The following is a 26,701-nucleotide window of genomic DNA, read 5'->3' on the forward strand; positions in this document are numbered from 1 at the left end:
TCGACAGCCGTCTCAGGCACCCGGCGGCGCCGAGTGGGTGGCCACGCAGAACTCGTTGCCCTCCGGATCGGCCATGACCGTCCAGGCGAGGCCGGGTGCCTCGTGCTCGGCCTTCTCCACCGCGCCGAGTGCGACGAGGCGCTGGACCTCGCCCGCGCGGTCATCGGAGCCGAAGTCGAGGTGCAGGCGGTTCTTGCCGGAACGGGGCTCCGGCACGCGCTGGAAGCCGAGCGCGGGCCCGTCCGGCTTGGCGGGGGTGAGGAACAGGAATTCCCCGTAGTCGTGCGAGATTTCGGTGCCGAGCGCGTCCGCCCAGAACGCGGCGAGCCTCTGCGGGTCGGCGCAGTCGATGGTGATCATGCCCAGTTCGAGAGTCATGCGCGGCAGCTTATGGGCGGGCACCGACAGAACCCGATAACCGGTTGAAGCCGGGGGCGGGGGGTTGACTACCCTTCCGGAAACGGCTATCGAGGAGTGCCCAACGTGATCACCAGGATGTCGTCGCTGTTCCTTCGCACGCTTCGCGAGGATCCGGCGGACGCCGAAGTGCCGAGCCACCGGCTGCTCGTGCGTGCCGGCTACGTCCGCAGGGTGGCGCCGGGCGGGTTCTCCTGGCTGCCGCTCGGGCTGAAGGTGCTGCGCAACATCGAACGCGTGGTGCGCGAGGAGATGGCCGCCATCGGCGCGCAGGAGATCCAGTTCCCCGCGCTGCTGCCCCGCGAGCCCTACGAGACCACCGGCCGCTGGACCGAGTACGGCGACGCGCTGTTCCGGCTCAAGGACCGCAAGGGCGCCGACTACCTGCTCGGCCCCACGCACGAGGAGCTGTTCGCGCTCACCGTGAAGGGCGAGTACAGCTCGTACAAGGACTACCCCGTCCTGCTGTTCCAGGTGCAGACGAAGTACCGCGACGAAGCGCGCCCCCGCGCCGGGATCCTGCGCGGCCGCGAGTTCGTCATGAAGGATTCGTACTCGTTCGACCTCGACGACGAGGGCCTGGAACGGTCCTACCAGCTGCACCGCGGCGCCTACATCAAGATCTTCGACCGGCTCGGCCTCGACTACGTCATCGTCGCGGCCACTTCGGGCGCGATGGGCGGTTCGGCGTCCGAGGAGTTCCTCGCGGTGGCGCCCACCGGCGAGGACACCTACGTCCGCAGCACCGATTCGGACTACGCGGCCAACGTCGAGGCGGTCACCACGCCCGCGCCGCCCGCGCATCCCGTCGACGGGCTGCCCGACGCGCAGGTGCACCACACGCCCGCCACGCCGACCATCGAGACGCTCGTCGACTTCCTCAACGGCGCTTCGCTGGGCCGCACCTTCACCGCGGCGGACACGCTCAAGAACGTGCTGCTGAAGACGCGCCAGCCCGGCGCGAAGGAGTGGGAGCTGCTCGGCGTCGGCATCCCCGGCGACCGCGAGGTCGACATGAAGCGGCTGGAGGCGTCGCTGGAGCCCGCCGAGGTCGCGCTGCTCGAAGAGGCGGACTTCACCGCGAACCCGTTCCTCGTCAAGGGCTACATCGGCCCGAAGGCGTTGCAGGACAACGGGATCCGCTACCTCGTCGACCCGAGGGTGGTCACCGGCACCGCGTGGGTCACCGGCGCGGACAAGGCCGACCACCACGTCGTCGACCTCGTCGCGGGCCGCGACTTCACCCCGGACGGCACGATCGAGGCCGCCGAGGTCCGCGAAGGCGACGCCTCGCCCGACGGCAAGGGCACGCTCGTCGCGGCGCGCGGTATCGAGATCGGGCACATCTTCCAGCTCGGCCGCAAGTACGCCGACGCGTTCGAGCTGGACGCGCTCGGGCCCGATTCGAAGCCGGTCCGGATCACCATGGGTTCCTACGGCGTCGGCATCTCCCGGCTGGTCGCGGTGATCGCCGAGCAGTACTGCGACGAGATCGGCCTGGTGTGGCCGCGCGAGGTGGCGCCGTTCGACGTGCACGTGGTCATCGCGGGCAAGGACGAGGCGGTGGCCGCGGGTGCGGAGAAGCTCGCCGCCGAACTGGACGCGGCCGGTGTCGAGGTCATCCTGGACGACCGCAAGGCGACGCCCGGCGTCAAGTTCGCCGACGCCGAACTGGTCGGCGTGCCGACGATCCTCGTCGTCGGGCGCGGGCTGGCGAACGGCGTGGTCGAGGTCAAGGACAGGGCCAGCGGCCAGCGCGAGGAGATCGCGGTCGACCAGGTCGTCGCGCACCTGACCGCGCTCGCCGGGAAGTAACCGGCGGTGGGCTGGGGGCGGCGCCGTTCGGAACCGGGCGGTTACGAGGACAACGCGGCGCTCGACGGCGTCGGCGGCTACCAGCCCGCCGACGGGTCGAACCCTTCCCCGGTCCAGCAGCCGCCTCCCGGGCAAGCGTTTCCCCCAGTGCCGCAACGCCCGCGACAGCCGAAGTCGAAGGCACCGATCATCGGGCTGGTCGTCGTGCTGCTGTGCCTCGGGCTCGGGTTCGTCGCCACGCGCATGGCGAAGAACTCCTCCGAGGACAGCGCGGCCGCGCCCACCACGAGCCGCACGCCGTACACGCCACCGCCGCAGGTGGTCGTCCCGCCCGTCGTGCCCGGCTGGCAGTCGGTCGCGGGCGGCAAGGGCACCTACGCCTACGACGTGCCGCCGTCGTGGCAGCCGAAACCCGGCATCGTGCACGGCTGGGAAAAGGACGAGACCGGGCCCGGCCTTTCGATGGCCACCAGCGCGTTCGTCGGCAAGAACTACTGCCCGGCGGACGCCACGCGCACCCGCGGCGGCAGCGGGGTCACGCCGGTGGCCCAGCACGACTACGTGCGCGCCGCCGCCGAGACCGCGGAACTCGTCGCGAAGTACGACTTCACCGCGAAGGGCGGCCCGCCGCCGACGGTCACCGTCGCGCCACCGGTACCGCTCAAAGTGGACTTCGGGGACGGCAAGTCCCGCGACGGCAGCATGACGCTGGCCGACGTCGTCCCCGCGCCGGGGGCCGACTCGTGCACGCCGCCGAAGGGACTCGTCGGCGTGGCCGCGATCAAACCGGCGGACGATCCCCCGGACGGCGCGGTCGTGCTCGTGGTGCACACCGACCAGGGCTATCCGGGTGAGACACCGCGTGAGCAGGTCGTGCAGATCCTGAAGAGCTACCGCGCGGTTCCCGCGTCGAAGCGCACCACGATCACCCCGACCACGCGCTGACCCGTTCCGCGTGCCCCGAAAGTGGCTTTCGGGGAATCTGGTGCCCCGAAGGTCACAGTGATGTCGGGTGCGCGGCACGATGATCGGCGGTGGAGGTCCCCGAAGGCCACCTTCGGGGACTCTAGCCTGGGTGTTTCATGGGTGGTGGGGTGTCGTGGGGGTTGAATGCGCGAAAGTGCCTGTCCTGTAGGGGAAACTGGGACTTGTCTAGGGTCCGGTTTCTCGAACGGGAAGGCACTTCGCGGGTGAAGGATAGCAAGCGTTCTGGTCGGGTGAAGGTCAGCGCGGATGGTGCTGGTGTCGTGTCGCATGCTGGTGTCGGGTTGTTGCGGGAGATGGCTGAGGTCACGGGTTTGGTCGGGGCGGTGAACTCGGCGTTGGCTGATACTTATCGTGGTGTCGCGGTGCATGCGCCGGGGCAGGTGTTCGCTGATGTGGCGGTGGCGATCGCGGATGGCGCGGACGCGGTGTCGGGGATCGCGGTGCTGCGGGACCGGGAGGATCTGTTCGGGCCGGTCGCGTCGATGCCGACGGCGTGGCGGTTACTCGAGCGGATCGACGAGGCCCATCTGCCCGCGGTGCAGGCCGCCCGTGCCGCCGCGCGGCAACGGGCGTGGGAGGCCGGGGCTGCCCCGGACCTGTCCGAGGAGCTGTGTCTGGATTTCGATGCCACGATCGTGCTGGCGCACTCGGACAAGCAGGACGCGGCAGCGACGTGGAAGCACACGTTCGGGTTTCACCCGCTGTTGTGTTTCCTCGATCGCCCGCAGATCGCCGGCGGGGAAGCCTTGGCCGGGTTGCTGCGCCCAGGCAACGCGGGGTCGAGCACCGCGGCCGATCACGTCGCCGTGCTCGATGCGGCGCGAGGTTGTCAAATTTTCTGTGTAAGCAGGGTGACTTTGTGTCCTTCTTGTGACTTGAACTTACGGGTTTGACTACGTTCTGTACTTGTCGGTCAGAGTGGTAGCCGGTCGCCGAAGCGGGTTGCGAACGCGTTCAGTGCTCGTTTCCACCCGTAGGTTCCGGTTCCGCGTTTCCCGGCGAACTGTCCCTCGCCGTCGATGTGTCGTCCGGTGATGTTACGGACACCGAGGTAGAGCAGTTTGATCGCGGCGTCGACAGAGGGAAAATGACCTCGTGTCTTACTAATCTTCCGTAGTTGGTAATTGATGGACTCGATCATGTTCGTCGTGTAGATCACCTTCCGGATGGCCGGGTGGAACTCGAGGAATGGGATGAACTCCTCCCAGGCGCGTTCCCAGGTCGAGATCAGACCCGTGTATTTCTGACCCCAAGTGTGTTTCAGCTCGTTGAGAGCCTGCTGTGCGGCTGCTTCGTTAGCGGCCTCGTAGATCGGTTTGAGGGATTTCGCGACAGCCTTGCGGTCGTCGAGGGACACGAACCGCATCGAGGCGCGGATGAGGTGCACGACGCAGGTCTGCACGATCGCTTTCGGCCACACGTTGCCGATCGCATCAGGCAACCCGGTCAAGCCATCACAGCAGACGATCAGCACGTCGTTCAGGCCGCGGTTGACCAGCTCGTTGAGCACGTTCTGCCAGAACTTCGCTCCCTCGTTCTCGCCGATCCAGATGCCCAGGACGTGCTTGAACCCGTCCGTGTCGACCCCGACGACCAGGTGCGCGGACCGGTTGTCGACCGTGCCGCCCTCACGGATCTTGACGACCACCGCGTCGATGTACATAATCGGATAAACCGCATCAACCGGGCGATTCTGCCATTGGGTGATCTCCTCGGCCACCACATCTGTGACATTCGAGATCAACGCCGGGGAAACCTCGGCATCATACACCTCTGCCAAATGTTCCTTGATGTCCCGAGTCGTCATTCCCCGCGCATACAACGACAAGATCATGTCATCGATCTGACCAAGCCGACGCTTCCGCTTCGGCACGATCCGCGGCTCAAAAGTACTCGCCCGGTCCCGCGGCACATCCAACCGGACCGGACCGGAGTTGGTGACCACCGTTTTCGCGCTCTTCCCGTTACGGGAATTCCCCGAACCATAACCAGCGGGATCACCTTTATCGTAACCGAGATGGTCGGCCATCTCAGTTTCCAGCGCCCGCTCCAGCACCGCCTTCGTCAGCTGATTCAGCAAACCCTGCGCGCCATCCAGGCCCATCCCCGAAGCCTCGGCGTCTGCTACCAGCGCATCGATCGCCGCCGGCGACAACAGCTCCGCCACACGCCGCGCCGCCGCGTCATCGCCACCGACCTCCACGGCACCCTCGTCCGCGCCCGCCGACTCCACCACCACATTCTCGCTCACTCAGAGTGTCCATTCTGGCAGGTCAGACCCAGCCGCCTGCCGGTCAGGTCACCCGCTTACACAGAAGATCAAACACCCCCTGCGGCGCTGGCGGCGTTGCCCACCTACGCCCGGCCCCGCCCCGGCGACCCCGATTCGCCGCGGCTGCTCGCGCGCAGTGATTCCGCCGGGGCCAGCCACACCTTCGCCCAGACCTGCCGGGACCGGGGCGTCGGGTTCTCCTTCGGGTTCCCGGTCGACGCGCGGGTGCAGCGCATCGTCGACGCGATCCCGGCTTCGTGCTGGCATCCCGCGGTCGAGCCTGGGGACGGGATCCGGGACGGAGCCTGGGTCACCGAGATCAGCACCGCGATCGACCTGTCGAAGTGGCCCGAAGGGTCACGGCTGATCCTGCGCAAAGAACGCCCGCACCCCGGCGCGCAGCTACGATTCACCGACGCCGACGGGATGCGGATCACCGCGCTGCTCACCGACACCGCACCCGGGATCATCCCCGGCCAGGCCGCCGGGCTGGAACTGCGACACCGTCAACGCGCCCGGATGGAAGACCGCATCCGCGAGGCCAAAGCCACCGGCCTGCGCAACCTGCCCTGTCGCGGACTCGCCGAAAACACAGCCTGGCTACAGGCCGTGCTCACCGCGATCGACCTGGTCTGCTGGAGCCAACTGATCGGCTTCACCGACCAGCCCGACCTCGCCCGGATCGAGATCACCACCTTCCGTTACCGCGTCCTGCACGTCGCCGCCCGCATCACCCGCAGCGCACGCCAAACCCATCTGCGCATCGACCGGACATGGCGCTGGGCCCCCGCAATCGCCACCGGATTCCACCGCATCCGCACCGCTTTCCCCTAACCCACACCACCCCTGACCCGACAACCCGAAAGACCCCGGAGCAGCCGATACCCCAGCAGATCGGCAACTACAACCTGCCCACACCCAAAACCACACCCAACAACATCAACATCTCCAACATCAACATCACCTACAGATCACCATGAAAGACCGAGGCTAGTGCCACTTTCTCGGCCCTCGCTCACGTGCGGACAGGGCTGCGCATGTCCCGAAGGTGGCCTTCGGGGCGCTCAACGCCGCACATCCACCCCTCGCACGCTCGACCACCACGACACGCCTGCCCCGAAGGTGACCTTCGGGGCGCTGGATGCCCTGAAAGCCACCTTCGGGGCGCCCGAAGGCCCGCCGCGGGTTGGAGCGGGCGGCGGGAGTGCGGTGCGAGGGTCGAATTCGCGGCGTCTACCGCCCCGAAGGCCACCTTCGGGGACGCGCGCAGGTGGCGGCGGCCCGCCGCGAGGGCCGAGATCCTGACACAGACCGCCCCAAGAGGAGCCTTCGGCGACATACACGACCTGACCCCTCTATAGGAGCATCCTTCGGAGCACACGCGCGAAAGACTTCCGCGCGTGTGAAGCCGTAGGGTGGGGCGCCATGGGGTGGCGGACGTGGTGGGAGGCGTTGCGCCGCACCGTGCTCACCGGCGTCGAGCCCCAGGTCCCGCCGCGGTCGGCCGGGCTGCGCCGGATCAGGGCCGTCGCGGTCGTGGGCGCCGGGCTGTGGGCCGGTTTCGTCGCCGTGCTGACCACATCGGCCGCGTCGCACGTCGAAGCTCCCGCCATCGTGCTCGGCATCCTGGCCGTTTCGCCCGCGGTCGTCGCGGTCCGCTCCCCGCTGTGGGCCTGGCGGATGCTGGTGGTGTTCCTCGCGGTGACCCCGGCGTGGTACCACGGGTTCGGCAGGCTGTGGGGCTGGACGTGGTCGCCGGGACTCGCGCTCACCGCCGCGCTGGTCTTCTTCCTCGTCGGCGCGGCGCACGCGCAGCCCGTGCTGGTCTGGGTCGCGGCGCTGTCGCTCGCCGAATTCGCGTTCTTCGTCGGCGACTGGCGCGATCTGGTCCTGCTGGCCGCGGTTGTCACGGCACTGCTGCTGCTCGGCAACACCGGGCGGCAGCGCAGGCTCGCCGAGCATGACCGCCTCACGCAGCAGCGCAGGCGGCTGGCCGAGGAGACCAGGGCCGCGGTGCTCGAAGAACGGGCCAGGATCGCGCGCGAACTGCACGACGTCGTCGCGCACCACATGTCGGTGCTCGCACTGCGCGCCGATTCGGCGCGCTACCGCTACCCGGGGCTGGACGAAGACGTGCTGACCGAGTTCTCCGGCCTCACCGAAACGGCTCGCGAGGGCATGGCCGAACTGCGGCGCCTGCTCGGCGTGCTGCGCGCGGAGGACGACGGCAGCCCCACCGCGCCGCAACCCGGTGCGGCCAGGATCGCCGAACTCGTGGACCGGGTGCGGGCGCTCGGCACTCCTTGCGCGTTCGAGGTGACCGGGTCCTTCGACGGGTTGCCCGCCGGTGTCGCGCTGTCGGTGTACCGGATCGTGCAGGAGGCGCTGAGCAACGCGGTCCGGCACGCTCCGGGCGGCGCGATCGAGATCGGGTTGCGGGTCGAACCCGGATCGGTGCGGCTCACGGTCCACAATGGACCAGGTGACCACCCTTCCGACGCGGCCGAACCCGGCGGGATGGGGCACGGCCTGCTGGGTATGCGGGAGCGCGTGGCGATGCTCGACGGCACGCTCGTCGCCGATTCGACGGACGAAGGCGGGTTCCTGATCGTGGTCACCGTGCCGCTCGAGGAGAAGGAGAGTGCCCCGTCGTGATCTCGATCGTCGTCGCGGACGACCAGATGATGGTCCGGCAGAGCTTCCGCGCGGTGCTCGACGCGCAAGCCGACATGCGGGTGGCCGGAGAAGCCGAGAACGGGCTGGCCGCGATCGAGCTGTGCGCGCGGCAGGCGCCGGACGTGGTGCTGATGGACGTCCGGATGCCCGAATTGGACGGACTCGAAGCGGCACGGCGGATACTGGCGGCCGGCGGAGCGACCAGGGTGCTGATGCTGACCACGTTCGACATCGACGAGTACGTCTACGGCGCGCTGCGGGCGGGCGCGAGCGGGTTCCTGCTCAAGGACGCGCCGCTGGACGACCTGGTCACCGCGGTGAGGGTGGTCGCGGCGGGCAACGCGCTGTTCGCGCCGACGGTCACGCGCAGGCTGATCGGGCAGTTCGCCACCCGCGCGCCGCTCGGCGACGCCGGGAAGCGGCTGGCCGAGCTGACCGCGCGGGAGACCGAGGTGCTGCGGCTGGTCGCGAGTGGACTGTCCAATGTGGAGATCGCGGCGGAGCTGGTGATCGCCGAGCAGACCGCGAAGACCCATGTGAGCAGGGTGCTCACGAAACTCGGCGTCCGCGACCGGGCCCAGGCCGTGGTGACCGCGTACGAATCGGGGCTCGTCGTACCCGGCGCCGGGTGATACCCCGGCAGCACGCGCGATCCGCCGTGATACCGGGGTAGCGTGCCGGAACGGCTCCGTGGCCGGACGATCCGCCGCCGCTTTTCGGCAAGGCTTGCGGTCATGGAAAACCGTGCGCACCGGCTGGTGGTGGTGGCCCTTTCCGCGGGCCTCGGCGTTCTCGCGGTGACGTGGTGGCTGCTCGACCGCCCGCTCGGCGTGGATTCCGCCGTGTACCGCGCCGCCGGATCCGCGGTGCTGCACGGCGAACCGCTCTACGGCCACTTGACCGCGCTGCCGGGGTGGGCGCAGGATCTGCCGTTCACCTACCCGCCGTTCGCCGCGCTGCTGTTCACCGTGGGCACGGTACTGCCGTGGCAGCTGTGGTGGGGCGTGCTCGCGGTGGCCGCGCCGCCCGCGGTGTTCCTCGTGCTGCGGGCGTTCCGGGCGCGCCGGTCGCTGGTGCTGCTGCTCGGCGCCTGCTGCCTGCAACCGGTGTGGCAGAGCGTCGGGCTCGGCCAGCTCAACCTCGTCCTGATGGCGCTCGTGGTGCTCGATGTGCTGGTACTGCGCGGTTCCCGGTACTGCGGGATCGCGATCGGGCTGGCCGCCGCGATCAAGCTGATCCCGCTGGTCTTCATCGTGCACCTGCTGGTCACCGGGCGTCGCGCGGACGCGATGCGCGCACTGGCCACCTTCGCGGGCGCGAGCGCGCTCGCCCTGCTCGTGCTGCCCGGCGACACCGTGCAGTACCTGGCGACGGGTATGTTCAACGACCACTTCGCGGCGGGGAAGGCATGGGCGGGAAACCAGTCGTGGCAAGGGTTCCTGGCCAGGACCGTGCCCGACGGGTGGGCGCTGCCGCTCACCGCGCTGTTCGTCGCGGCCTGCGTGGCGGCGACCGCGTTCCTGGTGCGGTGGCTGCACCGGTCCGGTGACGCACGAGGCGCGCTGTTGGTGACCGCGGGCTGCTCGGTACTGGTTAGCCCGATCTCGTGGACCCACCACTGGGTGTGGATCGTGCCCGCGCTGGCTTACCTCCTCGCCCGCGGGCTGCGGTGGCAGGCCGCGGCGGTCGCGACCGTCTACACGGGATGGACGATGGCGGTGGTCCCCGGCGGCGGTGGCAGGGAACGCGGCTGGACCTTCGCGCAGGTGCTCGTCGGCAACGCCTACCTGCTCTCCGCGCTGCTCGCGGGCGCGCTGCTGCTTCGAAAAGCCTTGCGCGAACGCGCCGCTTCCGCGTCGCGCGTGGGATCACCGGGTGCCGAGTAGGACTTCCAGCACGGTCGGGGTGTGCGACAGATCCGCCAGCACGGCGTGGGCGCCCGCGGCCCGAAGCTCTTCCTCGGTGTGGTGCCCGGTCAGCACGCCGACGGTGGTCGCGTCGTGTTCGAGCCCGGCTTCGATGTCGAGCGGGGTGTCTCCGACGACCACCACGGCCTCGGGCGCGAACCGCGCGTCGTGCTTCTCCGACGCCTTGCGCACCGCGTCGCGCACGAGATCGGGCCGGTGCCCCGAAGACGAGCCGTATCCACCGATGGCGAAGTCGATGTGCTCGTCGAGGCCGAACGCGGTCAGCTTGTGGCGCGCGATCTCGGGCAGGTTCCCGGTGACCAGCGACTGCACCACGCCGTCCTGACCGGCCACTGTGGACAGTGTGGCAGCGGCACCGGGCAGCGCGCTGCCCCGGCCAGCCATTGTCGGCAGTTCCTTTTCGGACAGCAGGACCAGTTCGGCCCACAGCTTCCGAAGCGTCTCGGGGGCCGGATCGACCCCGTGCATGCGCAGCAGCTCGGTGGAGATCCCGACCTCGGTGCGACCGGGGAACTTCGGCATCTCGCGCAGCTCGATCCCGGCGACGTTCGCGAGCGCGCCCCGGTAGAGCGCGCCGCCGAGGCCGCGGAGGTCGACGAGGGTCAGGTCGATGTCCCACAGGACCAGGCGATGGGGAGTCGTCACGAAGACGACCGTACCGGCACCGAATTCACCATTCGTTGACTTCGCGGCCGGGCTCGTCGTAGTCAGCCCGCGAGGAAGCTGAACCGCACGCGGCGCACCGGGTTGTCGACGTTGGTGTCCACCAGGCACACCGACTGCCAGGTGCCGAGCGCCATCACGCCGCCGAGCACCGGCACGCTCGCGTAGGGCGGCAGCAGCGCGGGCAGCACGTGATCGCGCCCGTGGCCCGGCGTGCCGTGCTGGTGCCGCCAGCGGCCGTCCCTCGGCAGCAGGGTGTCGATCGCGGCGAGCAGGTCGTCGTCACTGCCCGCGCCGGTCTCGAGGATCGCCAGCCCCGAGGTGGCGTGCGGCACCCAGACGTGCAGGAGGCCGTCCTCGGCGTCGGCCTCGGTGAGGAACCGTTCGGCGTCCTTCGTGAGATCGTGCACCACGGCCTCGCCGCCGGTGCGGATCTCGAGCTCGGTGGAGTACATGCCCCAACCGTATGCGCACGGGTCCGGGCGGCGCAGCGGACGCCCCGAAGGTGGCTTTCGGGGCCTCGAGCGCCCCGAAGGTCACCTTCGGGGCACGCGTGTCGCGGTGGCCGGGTGTGCGAGGGGTGGATTTGTGTCGTCTAGCGCCCTGATGGCCACCTTCGGGGCATCGGCAGCCCCGCCCGCGCACCCGCGAGGGCCGAGAAAGTGGCGCTAGTGTCCCCGAGGGTGGCCTTCAGGGACCAAGCGGAGCCCCCGCCACCGATCTCGCGGAACCCCTGCGACGCGCGCCCGTCATTACTGTGGCTTTCGGGGCGTAGATGCCCCCGAAAGCCGCCTTCGGGGCATGGGCAAGACCCGCGAAGCGGCGTCGAGTAGGCACTATTCTAGTGCTAGAATAGCTCGATGGACCTGACGCCCGCCGAGCTGACGCTCCTCGGCCTGCTCGTGGAGAAGCCTCGTCACGGCTACGAGCTGGAGGAAGTGATCACCGCGCGCGGCATGCGGGAGTGGACGGAGATCGGGTTCAGCTCGATCTACTACCTGCTCGCGAAGCTCCGCGGCCGCGGCCTGATCGCCGAGGACGGCGAACCCGCGCGCGGCAAGGCGCGCAAGGTGTTCGCCCCGACGCGGGACGGTCGTCGCGCCTGCGCGGAAGCCGCCGAGGAGGCCATCACCACCCTCCGGCCGATGACCCCGCCGGTGCTCGTCGGCTTGGCGAACCAGCCGGTCATCCCGCGGGCACGGCTGCGCGCCGCGCTGGCGCGGCGGGCGGAGGCGCTGGCGGGCAAGATCGCCGAGATCCGCGCCGCCGCGCGGCCGGAGTCGCCGCCGTTCGTCCGCGCCATCTTCGACTACTCGCTCACCCAGCTCGAAGCCGAGCAGAAGTGGCTCGCCGCCTACCGAGGAGAACTCGATGCCCTATGACGTGAAGCGGGAGCTGAAGGAGTTCTACGCGCCGAAGAATCGCGAGTGGACACTGGTGGAGGTGCCGCCACAGCAGTTCCTGGCGATCGACGGCGCTGGCGATCCCAACACGTCACCGGAGTACGCGCGCGCCGTGGAAGCGTTGTACTCCGTGGCGTACACGGTGAAGTTCGCGAGCAAACGAGCGGGCCGGGATTTCGTGGTCGGCCCGCTCGAAGGGCTGTGGTGGGCGCCGGATCCGGCTGTGTTCACCGCGCGCGCCAAGGAATCCTGGCAGTGGCGGATGCTGATCAGCCTGCCGGACCCGGTGCGCGCGGACGAGGTGGCGGAAGCCGTCGATACCGCGCTGGCGAAGAAGAAAAAGCCCGCGATCGCCGAAGTCCGCCACGAGACGTTGCGGGAAGGCACCTGCGCCCAGGTGCTGCACATCGGTTCGTACGACGACGAAACCCCATTGCTGGCCACCCTCCACGACGAGTACGTGCCCGGCAACGACCTCGCGCTGGCCGGGCCGCACCACGAGATCTACCTCGGCGATCCGCGCCGGAGCGCACCGGAGAAGCTGAAAACCGTGCTGCGCCAGCCGGTCAGACCGTTGCCGCGAGCCGGGTCGCCTGGTTGATCGCGCGCTTAGCGTCGAGTTCGGCTGCCACGTCGGCGCCGCCGATCAGGTGCGTGGTGATCCCCGCGCCGGTCAGTTCGGCGGCCAGGTCCCGCATCGGTTCCTGGCCCGCGCACACCACCACGGTGTCGACGGCCAGCACGCGTTCGGCGCCGGTGGAATCGGTGATGTGCAGGCCGTCGTCGTCGATCCGCCGGTAGGACGCGCCGGAGATCATCTCGACCCCCTTGTCCTTCAAGGTGGTCCGGTGCACCCAGCCCGAGGTCTTGCCGAGCCCGGCGCCCGGTTTCCCGGTCTTGCGCTGCACCAGGAAGACCTGTCGCGGGGACGGCGCGGTCTTCTTCCCGTCGAGCGCGAGGCCGCCCCTCGCCTCGGCTGGGTCCGCCACACCCCATTCGGCCCGCCACTGGGCGACGTCGAGCGCGGTCGCCGTTTCGGTGGTGAGGAATTCACACACGTCGAAGCCGATCCCGCCCGCGCCGATCACGGCGACCGAGCCGCCCGCCGGTGCTCCTTTGAGGACGTCCACATAGGACAGCACCTTGGCGTGGCCGATGCCATCGATGGCGGGCACCCTCGGCGTGACGCCGGTCGCCAGCAGCACTTCGTCGTACTCGCCGGTGCTCAGCTCGGCGGCGGTGGCGCGGGTGTTCAGCCGCAGCCGGACGCCGAGGAGATCGAGCCTGCGCCCGAAGTAGCGCAGCGTCTCGCTGAACTCCTCCTTGCCGGGGATCCGTTGCGCGAGCTGGAACTGCCCGCCGATCTCCTGGCCCGCTTCGAACACGGTGACCGTGTGGCCGCGCTGCGCCAGCGTCGTCGCCGCCGCGAGTCCGGCCGGTCCCGCGCCGACCACAGCGACGTTCTTGTGCTTCGGCGTTGGCGAAAGCACGAGCTCGGTTTCGTGCGCGGCGCGCGGGTTCACCATGCACGTCGCCCTGCGGTGCTTGAAGACGTGGTCGAGGCAGGCCTGGTTGCAGGCGATGCAGGTGTTGATCTCGTCCGCCCTGTCCTCTTCGGACTTGCGGACCCACTCGGGATCGGCGAGGAACGGCCGCGCGAGCGAGACCATGTCCGCTTCGCCGCGGGAAAGCACGCCTTCGGCCACCGAGGGCATGTTGATCCGGTTGGACGCGACCACCGGAATGTCCACATGCGACCGCAGCTTGCCGGTGAGCTCGGTGAACGCGGCCCTCGGCACTGAGGTGACGATGGTGGGCACCCGCGCCTCGTGCCAGCCGATACCGGTGTTGACGATCGTGGCGCCCGCATCCTGCACCGCGCGCGCCAGCTCCACCGTTTCGTCCCAGGACTGGCCTTCCGGCACGAGATCGAGCACGGACAGCCGGTACACGATGATGAACTCGGGCCCGACCGCGGCGCGGATCCGCCGCACGATCTCCACCGGGAACCGCATGCGGTTCGCCCAGCCGCCGCCCCAGCCGTCGGTGCGCCGGTTGGTCCGCGCGGTGAGGAACTGGTTGACGAGGTACCCCTCGGATCCCATCACCTCGACGCCGTCGTAGCCCGCCTTCTTGGCGAGTTCGGCGCAGCGCGCGAAGTGGTCGATCGTCCGCCGGACACCGCGTTCGCTCAGCGCGCGCGGGCGGAACGGGGTGATCGGCGACTTCACCGACGACGCCGAAACGCTCAACGGGTGGTAGGCGTACCGGCCGGCGTGCAGGATCTGCAGCGCGATCTTGCCGCCGGAGTCGTGCACCGCGCCGGTGACGCGGCGGTGCTCGCGGGCCTGGCCGTGCGTGGTGAGCGAGGCCGCGAACGGGAGCAGCCAGCCGCGCGCGTCGGGGGCGTAGCCGCCGGTGATGATGAGCCCGGCGCCGCCGCGGGCGCGCTCGGCGAAGTACTCGGCGAGCTTGCCGAGATCGCGCGTGCGGTCCTCGAGCCCGGTGTGCATCGAGCCCATCACCACCCGGTTGCGCAGGGTGGTGAACCCCAGGTCGAGCGGTTTCAGCAGTTCGGGATACGCACGGCTCATACCCGAAAGCGTAACCTACCCACGAGTAGTAATGCGAGGGTCTGAGCGCTCCAGCAGGTGCCGGGATGGGTCACGCATGCCCCGAAGGTGGCTTTCGGGGCACTGGGCGCCCCGAAGGCCACCTTCGGGGACTTCCCCACACGCGCCAGTCGCGCATCTCCGCCACCACGCCCACGGAGCGGCGCCCCACACAGCATCACGATGACCTCTGGGCGCTCAGCCTCCCGAAGGTCCCCCTCGGGGAACCTAGCCTCACAATCTCGGCCCTCGCGGCGGGCGGCCGGGCTCGGCACTGTCCCCGAAGGCCACCCTCGGGGCATCTAGCGCCAGGATCTCGGCCCTCGCAGCAGATGGCCGGGTCCGGCGCCTGCCTCGAAGGCCACCTTCAGGGACTCCAGCGCCCCGAACCCGGCCCTCGTGCCGCCACCCGCTACCGAACCCGACCCGCGAGGATCAGTCCAGCGGGGGTTCTTCGCGGTGGTCCGCCTGCGCGCGACGAGACGCCTCGCGCATCTCGATGAACTCGGTGAGCCAGTCGCCGGTTTCCCGTGCGATGTCGCGGACCGCGCCGGTGATGATGGTCGCGATGTTGCCGATATGCGTCGCCGCCGATTCGGTGACCACCTGAATCGTGTCCTTCTCGCTTTCGAACTTCCCGACCATGGTCCTCGTCCCTACGCCGCGAGTGCCTTCTCGCGCTTCAGGGTAGTGGGCTCCGGGTTCGGCGCCGTCGCACCCGAACCGGGCAGTGCCAGCTTGATGATCTTCTTCGCCACCGAGAAGAGCTGCTTGCGCAGCGGCCCGGTGTGGTACGGCAGCCCGTACTTCTCGCAGATCGCCCGCACCTCACCGGCGATCTGCGGGTACCGCCGCGCCGGGATGTCCGGGAACAGGTGGTGCTCGATCTGGTGCGAGAGGTTGCCCGACATGATGTGGAACAGCTTGCCGCCGGTGATGTTCGCCGAGCCGAGGATCTGGCGCAGGTACCACTGGCCGCGCGTCTCCTGCTCGGTTTCCTCCTCGGTGAAGCTTTCCACGTCGGCGGGGAAGTGCCCGCAGAAGATGATCGCGAACGCCCACAGGTTCCTGGTCAGGTTTGCGGTGGCGTTGCCGAGCAGCGTCAGCGGCGCCATCGGCCCGGTCAGCAACGGGAACAGGAGGTAGTCCTTGCCGATCTGGCGCGAGGCCTTGCGCCAGATCTTCGCCCACACGGGCTTGTTCTCCTCGAAGGTGCGCTCGCCCTTGACGACCCGTTCGACCTCGAGGTCGTGCAGCATCACGCCCCACTCGAACAGGATCGCCAGCAGCACCGCGTACACCGGGTTGCCGAGGTAGTACGGGTGCCACTTCTGCGCGGGATCCATGCGCAGGATCCCGTAACCGATGTCCCGGTCCTTGTCGAGGATGTTCGTGTACGTGTGGTGGATGTAGTTGTGCGAATGCCGCCAGTTCTCCGCGGGCGCCACGTTGTCCCATTCGAACTTCTGCGAGCTCAGCGCCGGGTCGCGCGTCCAGTCGTACTGGCCGTGCATCACGTTGTGGCCGATTTCCATGTTGTCGAGGATCTTCGACAGCGAGAGTGCGCCGACGCCCGCGATCCACGCTGGCGGGAAGAACCCGGCGAACAGCAGCCCGCGGCCGAGGATTTCCAGGCCGCGCTGGGTTTTGATGATGTTGTGGATGTAGTCGACGTCCGCGGCGCCGAGATCGGCGACGATCCGCTGCCGGACCTCGTCGAGCTCGCGGCCGAACTCCTCGACCTGCTCGGGGGTCAGGCGGTCTTGCAGGCCAGTCATCTCAAAACTCCTCACGCGTTGATCTCGACGTCCCCGACGGGGACGGAGATGCAGAGCTGGATTTCTTCGTTCTCTTCGTCGGAAAGCTCGCCGGACTTCGCGTTGCGGACGCAGCCGGAGGTCTTGACCTTCGTGCAGGAGAAGCAGATCCCCATGCGGCAGCCGTGCTCCGGGTTCAGCCCGGCGTCCTCGGCCTGCTCCAGCAGCGGTTTGCCGGAGTTGGCCACCTCCTTGCCGCTGTGCGCGAAGCGGACGTTGCCCTCGGCCGTCTCCGGCGAGTCGAAGGTCAGCGCCGGTGGCGTGAACTCTTCGGTGTGCAGTCGTTCACTCAAACCTTCGGTGTCGTACAGCTCGCGCACCGAGTCCATCAGCGGCTTCGGGCCGCACAGGAAGGTCTGCGCGTCGCGGTACCACGGCGCGGCTTCCGCGAGGTGCTCGCGGCTGAAGAAGCCGTGCACGTCCGCGCCTTCGTCCTCCAGCGTGTAGCCGAACACGACGTCGAGCTGGGGGTGCCGCCGCCGCAGCTCGGTCAGCTCGCGGCGGTAGAGCACGTCGTCCGCGGTGTTCGCGTAGTGCAGGAACGAAATCGGGCCGGGGTGGCGTTCGTCGACGAGCGTGCGCAGCATCGACAGCACCGGCGTGATCCCGCTGCCGCCGCTGACCAGCAGGATCCGCTCCGGTCGCGGCGACGGCAGGGTGAAACCGCCGTCCGGCTGGGAAAGTCCGAGCACGGTGCCCCGTGCCGCGGTGCGGAAGAGGTGCCGCGAAACGAGCCCGTTCGGATCGGCCTTGATGGTCAGCTCCAGCGAGCCGTCCCGGTCGTGCTGCGAGCAAGCCGGCGAATAGCAGCGCGTCCGGCGCACGCCGTCGATGTCGACGGTGACGCGGACGTACTGGCCCGCGGTGAACCCGCGCCACGCCCTGCTCGGCCGGATGGTCAGCGTGACCGTGTCCGCGGTCTGCCTGCGGACCTCGGTCACCGAGCCCCTGATCTCCCTGCGGACCAGCATCGGGTCGATCAGTTCGAGGTACCGGTCCATGCCGTGCGGGGTGAGCAGTGCTTCGGCCAGTGAGGCGAGCCTGCGTGCCCGCCGCGGTACGAGCGCTGTCATCACACCTCCTGACTCCAGTGAACAGATGTACACTGAATAGTGCAGTGCATGACCGCGCTGGCTGTCAACTCGGAGAACTGTGACGTGGCCGATATCGAGGAAGTGCGTACGCTCCCGCGGGTGAGCACCGACCAGGGGGCGCGCGCCGGGGAAAGCACGGCGACGCGACGGGAGCGCAAGGAGAAGACGCGCCAGTCGCTGCTGGCCGCGGCGCTCGACCTGCTCGCGGACCGGGGGTTCGCGAGCCTGAGCCTGCGCGAGGTCGCCAAGCGAGCCGGGATCGTGCCCACCGCGTTCTACCGGCACTTCGCTTCGATGGACGAACTCGGCGTCGCGCTCGTCGAGGAGTCGATGCGCACGCTGCGCACCATGATCCGGACCGCGCGCGCCGATCCCAGCGACGCGGCCTTCGGCGGGATCATCCGCGCCTCGGTGCGGACACTGCACCGGCACGTCCGCGCGCACGAGGACCACTTCCGGTTCCTGACCAGGGAACGCTACGGCGGTACCGGGCCCGTGGCACGCGCGATCGCGATGGAACTGCGGCTGTTCTCCAGCGAACTGGCGGTGGACCTCGCTCGGTTCGAGTTTCTGCGCGAATGGAGCACAGCGGACTTGCACATGATGGCCGAGCTGATCGTCACCTCGATGCAGGCGACCGTGATGGACCTGCTGGAAGTGCGGCCAGGTGACGGCGAAACGGACCAGGCGATCGTGAGGACGGCCGAGAAACGGCTGCGCTTGATCGTTCTCGGTGTCGCGAACTGGCAGTCCAAGCACTGACCCCACGCCGGAAAACCCGCGGAAGGTTCCGGATCGGACTCGGGGACTCACGTGGCGGTGATCACGCGTGGTAAACCTGTGCGTGATCCGGGTTAGCATCCGGTCCTCGGGGCAAGAGGACGGCAGGAGGTCGCACGGTGCCGGTGACGATCGGTGTGGTCAAAGAGTCACGAGCGGGCGAACGGCGGGTCGCGCTCGTGCCGAAGCTGGTCGAGCGCCTGGTCAGGGGAAGACCGGGCAAGGTGCGCGTGGTGGTGGAGCCGGGTGCCGGCGCCGCTGCGATGGTGCCGGACGACCTGTACGAAAAGGCGGGCGCCGAACTCGGCGACCCGTGGGGCGCCGAAATCGTGCTCAAGGTCGCGAAACCCTCGGACGACGAGATCGCGAAGCTCGCGCGCGGCACGGTGCTCATCGGCTTCCTCGATCCACTGTCCTCAAAGGACACAACGGAGAAGCTGGCCGACGCGGGTGTCGTCGCGTTCGCGGTCGAATCCATCCCGCGCATCTCACGCGCGCAGGCGATGGACGCGCTGTCGTCGCAGAGCAGTGTGGCCGGGTACCGCGCGGTGCTGCTCGCCGCGACGCGCCTGCCGCGGTTCTTCCCCATGCTCACCACCGCGGCGGGCACCGTCCCGCCCGCGAAAGTGCTGGTGCTCGGGGCGGGTGTCGCCGGGTTGCAGGCGCTGGCCACGGCGAAGCGGCTCGGCGCGCAGACCACGGGCTACGACGTCCGGCCGGAGGTCGCCGATCAGGTGCGCTCGGTCGGCGCGCAGTTCCTCGAACTCGGCATCGAAGCGACCGGTGAAGGCGGGTACGCGCGCGAGCTGACCGACGAGGAACGCGCCGAGCAGCAGCGAAGGCTCACCGAAGCGATCACCCGGTTCGACGCCGTGATCACCACGGCGCTCGTGCCGGGCCGCCGGGCGCCGACGCTCGTCACCGCCGACGCCGTGCGCGGGATGCCGCCGGGCAGCGTCGTGGTGGACCTCGCCGGGGAGACGGGCGGGAACTGCGAGCTGACCGAGCCCGGTCAGGACGTGGTGGTCCACGATGTGACGATCAGCGCGCCGTCGAACCTGGCCGCCGAAATGCCGGCGCACGCCAGCGAGCTGTACGCGCGCAATCTCACCGAACTCGTGGAACTGCTCGTCGACGACGAAGGCGCGCTCGCGCTCGACTTCACCGACGAGATTGTCGCGGGCGCCTGCGTCGCGGGTGGTCAGAAGGGAGACGGCTGATGCTGGTGCAGAACCTGGCGATCCTCGTGCTCGCCGGATTCGTGGGATTCGCGGTGATCTCGAAGGTGCCGAACACGCTGCACACACCGTTGATGTCCGGTACCAACGCGATCCACGGCATCGTGCTGCTCGGCGGGCTCGTCGTGCTCGGCCTCGGCGCGGACGGCGTGCTCAACAAGATCCTGCTGGTGATCGCGATCGCCTTCGGCACGATCAACGTCGTCGGCGGGTTCCTGGTCACCGACCGGATGCTCGCGATGTTCAAGGACCGCAAGCCCGAACGCGAGCGTGAGGACTCATGACCAGTTTCATCGCGGTTCTGTACATCATTTCGTTCGCGTTGTTCATCTACGGCCTGATGGGGCTGACCGGGCCGAGGACGGCGGTGCGCGGCAACGCGATCGCCGCCGTGGGCATGGGCATCGCGGTCGTGGCGACCCTGCTCACGCCGGGGATGAGCAACTGGGTGCTGATCGCGCTCGGCGTCGCGCTCGGTGCCGTCGTCGGCGTGCCCGCGGCGCGCAAGGTGAAGATGACCGCCATGCCGCAGATGGTCGCGCTGTTCAACGGCGTCGGCGGCGGGGCGGTCGCGCTCATCGCCTGGGTCGAATTCCGCACCAGCGAGGGATACGCGCACGAGCCGAAGCACGTGGCGATCGCGTCGCTGTTCGCGGCGATCGTCGGGTCGATCTCGTTCTGGGGCTCGAACGTCGCGTTCGGGAAGCTCCAGGAGATCTTGCCGGGCAAGCCGATCACGCTCGGGAAGCTCCAGCAGCCGGTGAACGCGCTGCTGCTGGTGGCCGCGCTCGTGCTCGGCGTGGTGATCGCGATCGGCGGGGACGCCGAGCTGCTGATGATCGGGTTGCTGGTCGCGGCCGCGATCCTCGGCGTGATGGTGGTGCTGCCGATCGGCGGCGCCGACATGCCCGTGGTGATCTCCCTGCTCAACGCGCTCACCGGGCTTTCCGCCGCGGCGATGGGCCTCGCGCTCGACAACACCGCGCTCATCGTGGCGGGCATGATCGTCGGCGCGTCCGGTTCGATCCTGACGAACCTGATGGCCAAGGCGATGAACCGGTCGATCCCGGCGATCGTGGCCGGCGGTTTCGGTGGCACCACGGCGGTTTCGAGCGGGAGCGGCGGCGAGGCCAAGCCGGTGCGCAGCACGAGCGCGGCCGACACCGCGATCCAGATGGCCTACGCGGGCAAGGTGGTCGTGGTGCCCGGGTACGGGATGGCCGTGGCGCAGGCGCAGCACGCGGTGCGCGAAATGGCGCAGTTGCTGGAGGGCAAGGGAATCACGGTCGACTACGCGATCCATCCGGTCGCGGGCCGGATGCCGGGCCACATGAACGTCCTGCTCGCCGAGGCCGACGTCCCGTACGAACGGCTCAAGGAAATGGACGAGATCAACTCGGAGTTCGCCCAGACCGACGTGGCGCTGGTGATCGGCGCGAACGACGTGACGAACCCCGCCGCCGAGACCGATCCCGGCTCGCCGATCTACGGGATGCCGATCCTGAAGGTGAACCACAGCCGCTCGGTGATCGTGCTCAAGCGCGGGATGAGCTCGGGTTTCGCCGGGATCGACAACGCGCTGTTCTACGACCCGAAGACGAGCATGCTCTTCGGCGACGCGAAGGCCTCGGTCGGCGAAATCGTCGAAGAACTGAAGTCCCTGTAACGCGGGAATTCCTGCCCTGAAGGCCACCTTGAGTGCCGTCAAGGTGGCCTTCAGGGCGTCAGCGCTATTCGGCGGCGGAGAAGAGCACCGGCGGTGCCTTGCGCGTGGAGCGCTTCGGCTTCGCGGGCGAGCTGGTCTTCGCCGCTGCGGGCTTGCGGGCCGTGGCGGTCTTCTTTTCGGTGGCCGCCTTCGCCGCGGTCTTCGGGGCCGCCTTCGCGGAAGCCTTGGCGGGCTTCACCTTCGCCGCCGCGGCCTTGGCGGTGGCCGAGGTCTTCGGCGACACCTTCTTCGGCGCCGCCTTCGTCGTGCCACCGGCGGCCTTCGCGGTTTTCTTCGGCGTGGCCGCCGTTTTCGCCCCGGCGGCGGCGCGCCTGCCGCGCTTCGGCACCGCGAACGTGCGGGGCCTGCGCTTGCGGCCGCCGGTCCGCCGCCCGTTCCCGACGTAGGCGTCCAGGATTCCGCGGAGGTTCGCGGCGTTCTCGGCGGACAGGTCGATGTCGTACTCGACTCCGTCGAGGGCGAAGCTGACCGTCTCCTCGGCCGGCTCCCCGTTCAAGTCGTCCAGGACGTGAACGGCTGTATTTCTGGCCACGTAAGAAACCTCCCGTGCTCGATCGTTGTCGAAGCGCAATCGGCACGGCGACCCTCGTCGAAACCTTCTCGCCGTCCTTGAGCTCGGGGCAGGAGAATACCGGTTTCCCTTTTCCCGCGCGCACAGGTGGTTGGGGTTGCGCGTCGCCGCGCGCTGGTGTGCGCTGAAGGCATGGCGGAAGAAACGTTCGACGTGGTGGTCATCGGCGGCGGGCCGGTCGGGGAGAACGCGGCGGGACGGGCGGCCGCGGCCGGTCTGTCGGTCGCGCTCGTCGAGCACGAGCGCTTCGGCGGCGAATGCTCGTACTGGGCCTGCATCCCGAGCAAGGCGTTGCTGCGCCCCGGAAATCTGCTCGCCGCGGCGAAGCGGATGCCGGGTGTCGAGGTCGGGGCGAAGCTCGATCCGGCGAAGGTGTTCGAGCGGCGCGACTACTTCACCGGCAAGGGCGACGACACCGGCCAGGTCGACTGGGCGCGCGGCGCCGGGATCGAGCCGGTGCGCGGGCGCGGCCGGATCACCGGTGAGCGGGAAGTGACCGTCGACGGCGATCGCGTGCTCCGCGCGAACCACGCCGTCGTGGTGTGCACCGGAAGCGTGCCGAGGACACCGGACATCCCGGGGCTCGCGGACGTGAAGACCTGGGGCTCGCGCGAGGCGACGTCGTCGAGCGAGGTGCCCGGCCGCCTCGCCGTGCTCGGCGGCGGAGTCGTCGGGGTGGAGATGGCGCAGGCGTGGGCGCGGCTCGGCTCCGAGGTGGACCTGATCATCACCGGCGAACGGCCGTTGCCGAAGTACGCCGACTTCGTCGGTGACGCGGTGGTGAAGGGGCTCGGCGAGGACGGCGTGCGGGTGCGCGCCGGTTCCGGCGTCGACTCGGTGTCCGAAGTGGACGGTTCGACCGTGCTGGCGCTGACCGGCGGCGGCACGCTCGCGGTCGACCGGCTGCTGGTGGCCACCGGCAGGGCGCCCGCGACCGGCGACCTCGGCCTCGACTCGATCGGCCTCGAACCGGGAAAGGCGCTGGCCGTCGGCGATTCCGGCACCGCGACCGGCATCGCCGGGAACTGGCTCTATGCGGCAGGTGACGTCACCGGACGCGCGCCGCTGACCCACCAGGGCAAGTACGCGGCGAGGATCGTCGGTGACGTGATCGCGGCGCGCGCGAAGGGGGAAGCACTCCAGAGCGCGCCGTGGACCGCCTACGCCGCCACCGCCGACCACTACGCGGTGCCGCAGGTCGTGTTCACCGATCCCGAAGTCGCCTCCGTCGGCCTCGCCGGTGCCGAGTCCGACGTCCATCGCGTGGTCGACATCGACATCGCGGTAGCCGGGTCTTCGCTGCACGCCGACGGGTACGAGGGCAGGGCCAGGATCGTCGTCGACACCGAACGCGAGGTCCTCGTCGGGGTCACCTTCGTCGGCCAGGACGTGGCGGAGCTGCTGCACTCGGCGACGATCGCGGTCGCGGGCGAAGTGCCGTTGCGCCGCCTGTGGCACGCCGTCCCGGCCTTCCCCACGATGAGCGAGGTCTGGCTCCGCCTCCTGGAGGAGTACGGCTTGTAGCGCCTACGGGCCGATGGGGACGGTGAGGGCTGCCTTCGCGGCGCGGACGAGCGCCGGATCCTCCGGTGTGGACGTTCCCGCCGCCCACACCGCCTGCACGAGCCGCACCGACTTGCCGTCGAGCGCGCTCGCGTAGGCGGCGCCTTCGAACCTCGGCACCGCACCGTCCCATTTGGACTGCTCGGTCGCCACGTCGATGATCCCGCCGCCACCGGGGTTGTCGGCGACCTTGCGGAACTCGTCCGCGGTGCGCGTGTCGGGGAAGGACACCACCGCGACCGAGACCGCGGCCTTCTTGCCGTCGACGGTCGCGTCGAAACTGCCTCGGCGCACCTCGCTGCAGCTCGTGCGGCCGAGGCTGGCCTGAACGTCGCCGAAGCCGTGCGAGGCGCACCGCGCGTCCGCGCTCGAAGCGCGCGAGGTGAGCGCGACTTCCGTGGAAGGCGCGCTGGTCGGCGCCGGAGCCGACGTGGTGCGGGGCGGCTGCGGTGCCGACGTGGCGGGCGGGGCCGACGACGCGGCGACCGGCGCCGGATCGTCCCCACCACTGGTCGCGGACACGATCGCGGTGCCGACCAGCACGACGAGCAGCCCGATCGCGGCGATCGGGAGCCAGCGCACCGCGGCCTTCCGCGGCTTCGGCGCTTTGGCTTCCCCGTGCGGTGCCACGGCAGCGGCCGCCACCGGCTCGGGCGCGACGGGCTGGGGTGCGACGGGTTCGGGGCCTCGCGAGTCCGCTTCGCTCGGCCACAGGATGGGCTCCAGCTCCGGCTCTTCGGCCACTTCGGACTCAGCGACGGGCTCGGCTGCGGGCTCAGCGACGGCTTCGCCAACGGACTCGGCAGCAGGCTCGGCGACAGCCTCAGCGGCGGGCTCTGCGGCGGGCTCCGCGGGAGTTTCCGCCACGGCGGGCGGTTCTTCCCGTTCGGTCGGCGCGGCGGCCGCCAGCGCCGGCTCGTCCTCCGCAAGCGGCTCGGAGTCCGGTGTGGACGGTTGGGGGCTGGCCCAGCCGCCGTGGGTCTGGCGGGGGACCGGCGTGACCGGCACGGTCGCGGTGGGTTCGGCCAGGGCCCGCGGCTCGTTCTTCGCCGCGGCGTAGAAGCCTTCCGCGAACAGGACGTCGTCGTCGAGCGCCGGGGTGTCCGGCGCGAGGAGGTCGAGCAGGGCGCGCGCGGTGGGGGCCGAGCAGGGCCGCTTCGCCGACGCGAGGGACACGGTCGCGGCGAGCATGCTGGTCGGCGTCGGGTGCAGCACGCGCACCGGCCCGGCCAGGTCCGACGGCGGCTGTTCGACGTCCGCCACGAACGGGCCCACCGCCACCACGGTCCCCACGGGCGGGCTGGACGGCAGTTCGGCGGCGATGCGGGCCCCGATGGCTTCGGACAGGGCGAGCGCCTCGGTCGCCGGGTTGGTCGCCTCGTCGGTGCGCACGAGCGGCCAGCCGTCGGCCTTCCACTGCCCGTGCAGCGGGGCTTCCAGCCGCATGGCGGGATCGGGCAGATCGACGCCGATGACGATCAGGACGCCCTTCGGCAGGATCAGGATCGCGTCCACGGGCTCGGCGCATCCCGCTGGCTGGGGGCCGATGAGGGCGATCCCGCCGCCGACGGTGCTACCGCGGCCGAGCGAGGCGAGCGCGGCGCGGATGTCGTCGGCGACCCGAGCCGGCTGCTTGCCGAGACGGACGAGCCGCAAGAGGCACCTCCCCGAGTCGACATTCTTCGGGTGCACACGCTAGCGCGGGCGCTCGGTACCTCTGCGTATGCCGCGTGCGGCCTGTCGGATGACCCCCGGATGGGGGATGCGCCCTTGACCGGTTCGCCCAAGGTGGGAGTGGACGGTGACCGCTCGCTCCCCTGCGGAGGTGAGACTTCTGGTGTTCCTGTGGCAAATGGGGCAGCGGGCGTGCACAATGAGGACCAAGCGTCACGGGTCCGGGCCACCGGAGTTCGCCAGGTCGTAGGGGAAGACGCACCTGGTCGAGCAGCGGAGGTCAGCAGTGAGCACTCGTGGCACCACGCGTGGCGTGGTCTACGTCCACTCGTCGCCGTCTGCGGTCTGCCCGCACGTCGAGTGGGCTATTTCGGGCACCCTCGGGACCCGAGTGGAACTGAAGTGGACGGCACAGCCGGCCGCTCCAGGGCAGTTGCGCGCGGAGTGCGGCTGGAGCGCGCCCTCCGGGGCCGGTGCCAAGCTGGCCTCCGCGCTGAAGGCATGGCCGATGGTGCGCTTCGAGGTCGCCGAGGAGCCGAGCGCCGGTGTGGACGGTGAGCGGTTCTGCTACGTGCCAGGCCTCGGCCTTTGGCATGGCCGCACCAGCGCCAACGGCGACATCGTCGTCGGCGAGGACCAGCTGCGCGCGCTCGTCGCGCAGACCAGGGCGGGCGAACAGTTCGCGCACAAGCTCGACGAGCTGCTCGGCGCGAACTGGGACGAGGCGCTCGAAGACTTCCGGCACGCGGGCGATGGCGCGCCGGTGACGTGGCTGCACCAGGTCGGCTGAGCGGCGGCGACTACTCTTTCGGGTGTGTCCCGCCCGATTCAGCCGCCGCGCGCACGTTGGCTCATCCCCGTACTGGTCGTGGTCGTCTCGCTCACCGTGGGTGGTGGCCTGCTGACCCGTGAGCTGTACCGCCAGCCGGACCGCCAGGAGGTCGCGGGCGTCACCATCGGCACGACCAAGCAGCTCCCGCCCGGCGAGCAGCCGGGGCCGAGAGCCGTCGAGCTGACCCCGGACGCCGCGGCGCATCCGCAGGACGACACCGTGCGCAAGCTCCTGCAGGACTACTTCGACTCGATCAACGACCGCAACTTCGAGCGGTACCGCACGACGGTGACGGTGGCGCGGCTGCAGATCATGGGTTCGTCCGAGTGGCACGAGAGCTTCAAGAGCACGCGCGACGGCAGCATCCTGGTCTACCGGATCGAGGCGGCGAGGCCGGAGCTGATGAACGTGCTGGTGTCCTTCACCAGCACCCAGGACCCCGGCGACGCGCCGCCCGAGCTGCCGGAGCGGTGCATCCGGTGGAGCCTCGTGCTGCCGGTGCGGCAGGAAGCCGGGGCCTGGAAGGTCGACGCGCTGCCTTCCGGCGCGCCCGTCGAGTTCAAGGCCTGCTGAAACCGTTACCGGACAACGAAAAGGGGCGCCTCCACAGTGGAGGCGCCCCTTTTCGTGGAT

At 69.7% G+C, this 26,701-nt stretch carries 24 protein-coding genes and 2 pseudogenes; 16 read left to right on the forward strand and 10 right to left on the reverse strand.

Annotated features, from left to right (window positions below; genetic code table 11):
- Window positions 1-12: 12 nt before the first annotated feature.
- A complete protein-coding gene (locus HUW46_RS32750; protein ID WP_215542618.1) occupies window positions 13-378 on the reverse strand; it encodes a VOC family protein in 366 nt (121 codons plus the stop codon).
- A 105-nt stretch (window positions 379-483) separates the two neighbouring features.
- Here HUW46_RS32750 and HUW46_RS32755 point away from each other — a divergent pair, with 105 nt between their 5' ends.
- From HUW46_RS32755 to HUW46_RS32765, 3 genes and pseudogenes are all read left to right on the forward strand, one after another.
- Window positions 484-2,232, forward strand: a complete 1,749-nt coding sequence (locus tag HUW46_RS32755) for a proline--tRNA ligase (protein ID WP_215542619.1) — start codon at window positions 484-486, stop codon at window positions 2,230-2,232.
- A gap of 6 nt (window positions 2,233-2,238) precedes the next feature.
- On the forward strand, window positions 2,239-3,177 hold the full coding sequence (locus tag HUW46_RS32760) for a hypothetical protein (protein WP_215542620.1): 939 nt from the start codon (window positions 2,239-2,241) through the stop codon (window positions 3,175-3,177).
- A gap of 245 nt (window positions 3,178-3,422) precedes the next feature.
- A pseudogene (locus tag HUW46_RS32765) lies at window positions 3,423-4,040 on the forward strand (transposase); the annotation flags it as partial.
- Between the two features lie 92 nt (window positions 4,041-4,132).
- On the opposite strand, the gene HUW46_RS32770 reads toward HUW46_RS32765, so the two are convergent.
- Window positions 4,133-5,386: an IS256 family transposase gene (locus HUW46_RS32770; protein ID WP_215549828.1), complete on the reverse strand. Its 1,254-nt coding sequence runs from the start codon at window positions 5,384-5,386 to the stop codon at window positions 4,133-4,135.
- Between the two features lie 168 nt (window positions 5,387-5,554).
- On the opposite strand from HUW46_RS32770, the pseudogene HUW46_RS32775 reads away from it, so the two are divergent.
- From HUW46_RS32775 to HUW46_RS32790, 4 genes and pseudogenes are all read left to right on the forward strand, one after another.
- A pseudogene (locus HUW46_RS32775) lies at window positions 5,555-6,325 on the forward strand (transposase); the annotation flags it as partial.
- 591 nt (window positions 6,326-6,916) lie between these two features.
- Window positions 6,917-8,146, forward strand: a complete 1,230-nt coding sequence (locus HUW46_RS32780; RefSeq protein WP_215542622.1) for a sensor histidine kinase — start codon at window positions 6,917-6,919, stop codon at window positions 8,144-8,146.
- Entirely contained in the window at window positions 8,143-8,799 is a 657-nt protein-coding gene (locus tag HUW46_RS32785; RefSeq protein WP_215542623.1) for a response regulator, read from the forward strand. Before HUW46_RS32780 ends, HUW46_RS32785 begins: the two co-directional genes overlap by 4 nt.
- Before the next feature lie 102 nt (window positions 8,800-8,901).
- Window positions 8,902-10,053 (forward strand): glycosyltransferase 87 family protein, encoded by a 1,152-nt coding sequence (locus tag HUW46_RS32790; RefSeq protein WP_215542624.1) that lies wholly within the window; start codon window positions 8,902-8,904, stop codon window positions 10,051-10,053.
- On the opposite strand, the gene HUW46_RS32795 is transcribed toward HUW46_RS32790, so the two are convergent.
- Window positions 10,036-10,740, reverse strand: a complete 705-nt coding sequence (locus tag HUW46_RS32795) for an HAD family hydrolase (protein WP_215542625.1) — start codon at window positions 10,738-10,740, stop codon at window positions 10,036-10,038. The genes HUW46_RS32790 and HUW46_RS32795 overlap by 18 nt on opposite strands.
- A gap of 62 nt (window positions 10,741-10,802) precedes the next feature.
- Window positions 10,803-11,213 carry a YjbQ family protein gene (locus tag HUW46_RS32800; RefSeq protein WP_215542626.1) on the reverse strand — a complete coding sequence of 137 codons (411 nt, stop codon included), beginning with the start codon at window positions 11,211-11,213 and terminating at the stop codon, window positions 10,803-10,805.
- A gap of 405 nt (window positions 11,214-11,618) precedes the next feature.
- Between HUW46_RS32800 and HUW46_RS32805 the strand changes: the two genes are divergently transcribed.
- Both HUW46_RS32805 and HUW46_RS32810 read left to right on the forward strand, forming a co-directional pair.
- Complete coding sequence (locus HUW46_RS32805) at window positions 11,619-12,140, forward strand: PadR family transcriptional regulator (RefSeq protein WP_215542627.1); 522 nt, start codon at window positions 11,619-11,621, stop codon at window positions 12,138-12,140.
- Window positions 12,130-12,762, forward strand: coding sequence for a GyrI-like domain-containing protein (locus tag HUW46_RS32810; RefSeq protein ID WP_215542628.1), 633 nt, complete (start codon window positions 12,130-12,132; stop codon window positions 12,760-12,762). The genes HUW46_RS32805 and HUW46_RS32810 overlap by 11 nt, the downstream gene beginning before the upstream one ends.
- Here HUW46_RS32810 and HUW46_RS32815 read toward each other — a convergent pair.
- The 4 genes from HUW46_RS32815 to HUW46_RS32830 all read right to left on the reverse strand — a co-directional run bounded on the left by HUW46_RS32815 (window position 12,728) and on the right by HUW46_RS32830 (window position 17,663).
- Entirely contained in the window at window positions 12,728-14,755 is a 2,028-nt protein-coding gene (locus HUW46_RS32815) for an NADPH-dependent 2,4-dienoyl-CoA reductase (RefSeq protein WP_215542629.1), read from the reverse strand. The genes HUW46_RS32810 and HUW46_RS32815 overlap by 35 nt on opposite strands.
- Window positions 14,756-15,208: 453 nt before the next feature.
- Entirely contained in the window at window positions 15,209-15,418 is a 210-nt protein-coding gene (locus tag HUW46_RS32820; protein ID WP_215542630.1) for a hypothetical protein, read from the reverse strand.
- 11 nt (window positions 15,419-15,429) lie between these two features.
- The gene (locus tag HUW46_RS32825) at window positions 15,430-16,551 is read right to left on the reverse strand and encodes a fatty acid desaturase family protein (protein WP_215542631.1); all 1,122 of its coding nucleotides are present in this window, start codon (window positions 16,549-16,551) and stop codon (window positions 15,430-15,432) included.
- A gap of 11 nt (window positions 16,552-16,562) precedes the next feature.
- Window positions 16,563-17,663 (reverse strand): ferredoxin reductase, encoded by a 1,101-nt coding sequence (locus HUW46_RS32830; protein WP_215542632.1) that lies wholly within the window; start codon window positions 17,661-17,663, stop codon window positions 16,563-16,565.
- 84 nt (window positions 17,664-17,747) lie between these two features.
- Here HUW46_RS32830 and HUW46_RS32835 point away from each other — a divergent pair, with 84 nt between their 5' ends.
- The 4 genes from HUW46_RS32835 (at window position 17,748) to HUW46_RS32850 (ending at window position 21,368) form a co-directional block, all read left to right on the forward strand.
- On the forward strand, window positions 17,748-18,446 hold the full coding sequence (locus HUW46_RS32835) for a TetR family transcriptional regulator (protein ID WP_254126663.1): 699 nt from the start codon (window positions 17,748-17,750) through the stop codon (window positions 18,444-18,446).
- A 137-nt stretch (window positions 18,447-18,583) separates the two neighbouring features.
- Window positions 18,584-19,684: a Re/Si-specific NAD(P)(+) transhydrogenase subunit alpha gene (locus tag HUW46_RS32840; RefSeq protein WP_215542634.1), complete on the forward strand. Its 1,101-nt coding sequence runs from the start codon at window positions 18,584-18,586 to the stop codon at window positions 19,682-19,684.
- On the forward strand, window positions 19,684-19,986 hold the full coding sequence (locus HUW46_RS32845; RefSeq protein ID WP_215542635.1) for an NAD(P) transhydrogenase subunit alpha: 303 nt from the start codon (window positions 19,684-19,686) through the stop codon (window positions 19,984-19,986). The genes HUW46_RS32840 and HUW46_RS32845 overlap by 1 nt, the downstream gene beginning before the upstream one ends.
- Complete coding sequence (locus HUW46_RS32850; protein WP_215542636.1) at window positions 19,983-21,368, forward strand: NAD(P)(+) transhydrogenase (Re/Si-specific) subunit beta; 1,386 nt, start codon at window positions 19,983-19,985, stop codon at window positions 21,366-21,368. The genes HUW46_RS32845 and HUW46_RS32850 overlap by 4 nt, the downstream gene beginning before the upstream one ends.
- 64 nt (window positions 21,369-21,432) lie before the next feature.
- Here HUW46_RS32850 and HUW46_RS32855 read toward each other — a convergent pair whose 3' ends face one another.
- Window positions 21,433-21,960: an Lsr2 dimerization domain-containing protein gene (locus HUW46_RS32855; protein WP_215542637.1), complete on the reverse strand. Its 528-nt coding sequence runs from the start codon at window positions 21,958-21,960 to the stop codon at window positions 21,433-21,435.
- A 171-nt stretch (window positions 21,961-22,131) separates the two neighbouring features.
- Between HUW46_RS32855 and HUW46_RS32860 the strand changes: the two genes are divergently transcribed.
- Window positions 22,132-23,523: a dihydrolipoyl dehydrogenase family protein gene (locus HUW46_RS32860; protein WP_215542638.1), complete on the forward strand. Its 1,392-nt coding sequence runs from the start codon at window positions 22,132-22,134 to the stop codon at window positions 23,521-23,523.
- Window positions 23,524-23,526: 3 nt separating this feature from the next.
- On the opposite strand, the gene HUW46_RS32865 is transcribed toward HUW46_RS32860, so the two are convergent.
- On the reverse strand, window positions 23,527-25,218 hold the full coding sequence (locus tag HUW46_RS32865) for a hypothetical protein (RefSeq protein WP_215542639.1): 1,692 nt from the start codon (window positions 25,216-25,218) through the stop codon (window positions 23,527-23,529).
- A gap of 304 nt (window positions 25,219-25,522) precedes the next feature.
- Here HUW46_RS32865 and HUW46_RS32870 point away from each other — a divergent pair, with 304 nt between their 5' ends.
- Window positions 25,523-26,026, forward strand: coding sequence for a DUF3145 domain-containing protein (locus HUW46_RS32870; RefSeq protein WP_215542640.1), 504 nt, complete (start codon window positions 25,523-25,525; stop codon window positions 26,024-26,026).
- Between the two features lie 24 nt (window positions 26,027-26,050).
- Complete coding sequence (locus HUW46_RS32875) at window positions 26,051-26,641, forward strand: hypothetical protein (protein ID WP_254125120.1); 591 nt, start codon at window positions 26,051-26,053, stop codon at window positions 26,639-26,641.
- Window positions 26,642-26,701: the final 60 nt, after the last annotated feature.

It is taken from the genome of Amycolatopsis sp. CA-230715 (assembly GCF_018736145.1).
In the GTDB taxonomy this organism is placed as follows: Bacteria; Actinomycetota; Actinomycetes; order Mycobacteriales; family Pseudonocardiaceae; genus Amycolatopsis.

Bases quoted from the DNA above. Each gene is read 5' to 3' on its own strand.
- HUW46_RS32750 (WP_215542618.1), bottom strand. From the start codon at position 378: ATGACTCTCGAACTGGGCATGATCACCATCGACTGCGCCGACCCGCAG.
- HUW46_RS32780 (WP_215542622.1), top strand. From the start codon at position 6,917: ATGGGGTGGCGGACGTGGTGGGAGGCGTTGCGCCGCACCGTGCTCACC.
- HUW46_RS32790 (WP_215542624.1), top strand. From the start codon at position 8,902: ATGGAAAACCGTGCGCACCGGCTGGTGGTGGTGGCCCTTTCCGCGGGC.
- HUW46_RS32800 (WP_215542626.1), bottom strand. From the start codon at position 11,213: ATGTACTCCACCGAGCTCGAGATCCGCACCGGCGGCGAGGCCGTGGTG.
- HUW46_RS32805 (WP_215542627.1), top strand. From the start codon at position 11,619: ATGGACCTGACGCCCGCCGAGCTGACGCTCCTCGGCCTGCTCGTGGAG.
- HUW46_RS32810 (WP_215542628.1), top strand. From the start codon at position 12,130: ATGCCCTATGACGTGAAGCGGGAGCTGAAGGAGTTCTACGCGCCGAAG.
- HUW46_RS32815 (WP_215542629.1), bottom strand. From the start codon at position 14,755: ATGAGCCGTGCGTATCCCGAACTGCTGAAACCGCTCGACCTGGGGTTC.
- HUW46_RS32820 (WP_215542630.1), bottom strand. From the start codon at position 15,418: ATGGTCGGGAAGTTCGAAAGCGAGAAGGACACGATTCAGGTGGTCACC.
- HUW46_RS32825 (WP_215542631.1), bottom strand. From the start codon at position 16,551: ATGACTGGCCTGCAAGACCGCCTGACCCCCGAGCAGGTCGAGGAGTTC.
- HUW46_RS32830 (WP_215542632.1), bottom strand. From the start codon at position 17,663: ATGACAGCGCTCGTACCGCGGCGGGCACGCAGGCTCGCCTCACTGGCC.
- HUW46_RS32845 (WP_215542635.1), top strand. From the start codon at position 19,684: ATGCTGGTGCAGAACCTGGCGATCCTCGTGCTCGCCGGATTCGTGGGA.
- HUW46_RS32850 (WP_215542636.1), top strand. From the start codon at position 19,983: ATGACCAGTTTCATCGCGGTTCTGTACATCATTTCGTTCGCGTTGTTC.
- HUW46_RS32860 (WP_215542638.1), top strand. From the start codon at position 22,132: ATGGCGGAAGAAACGTTCGACGTGGTGGTCATCGGCGGCGGGCCGGTC.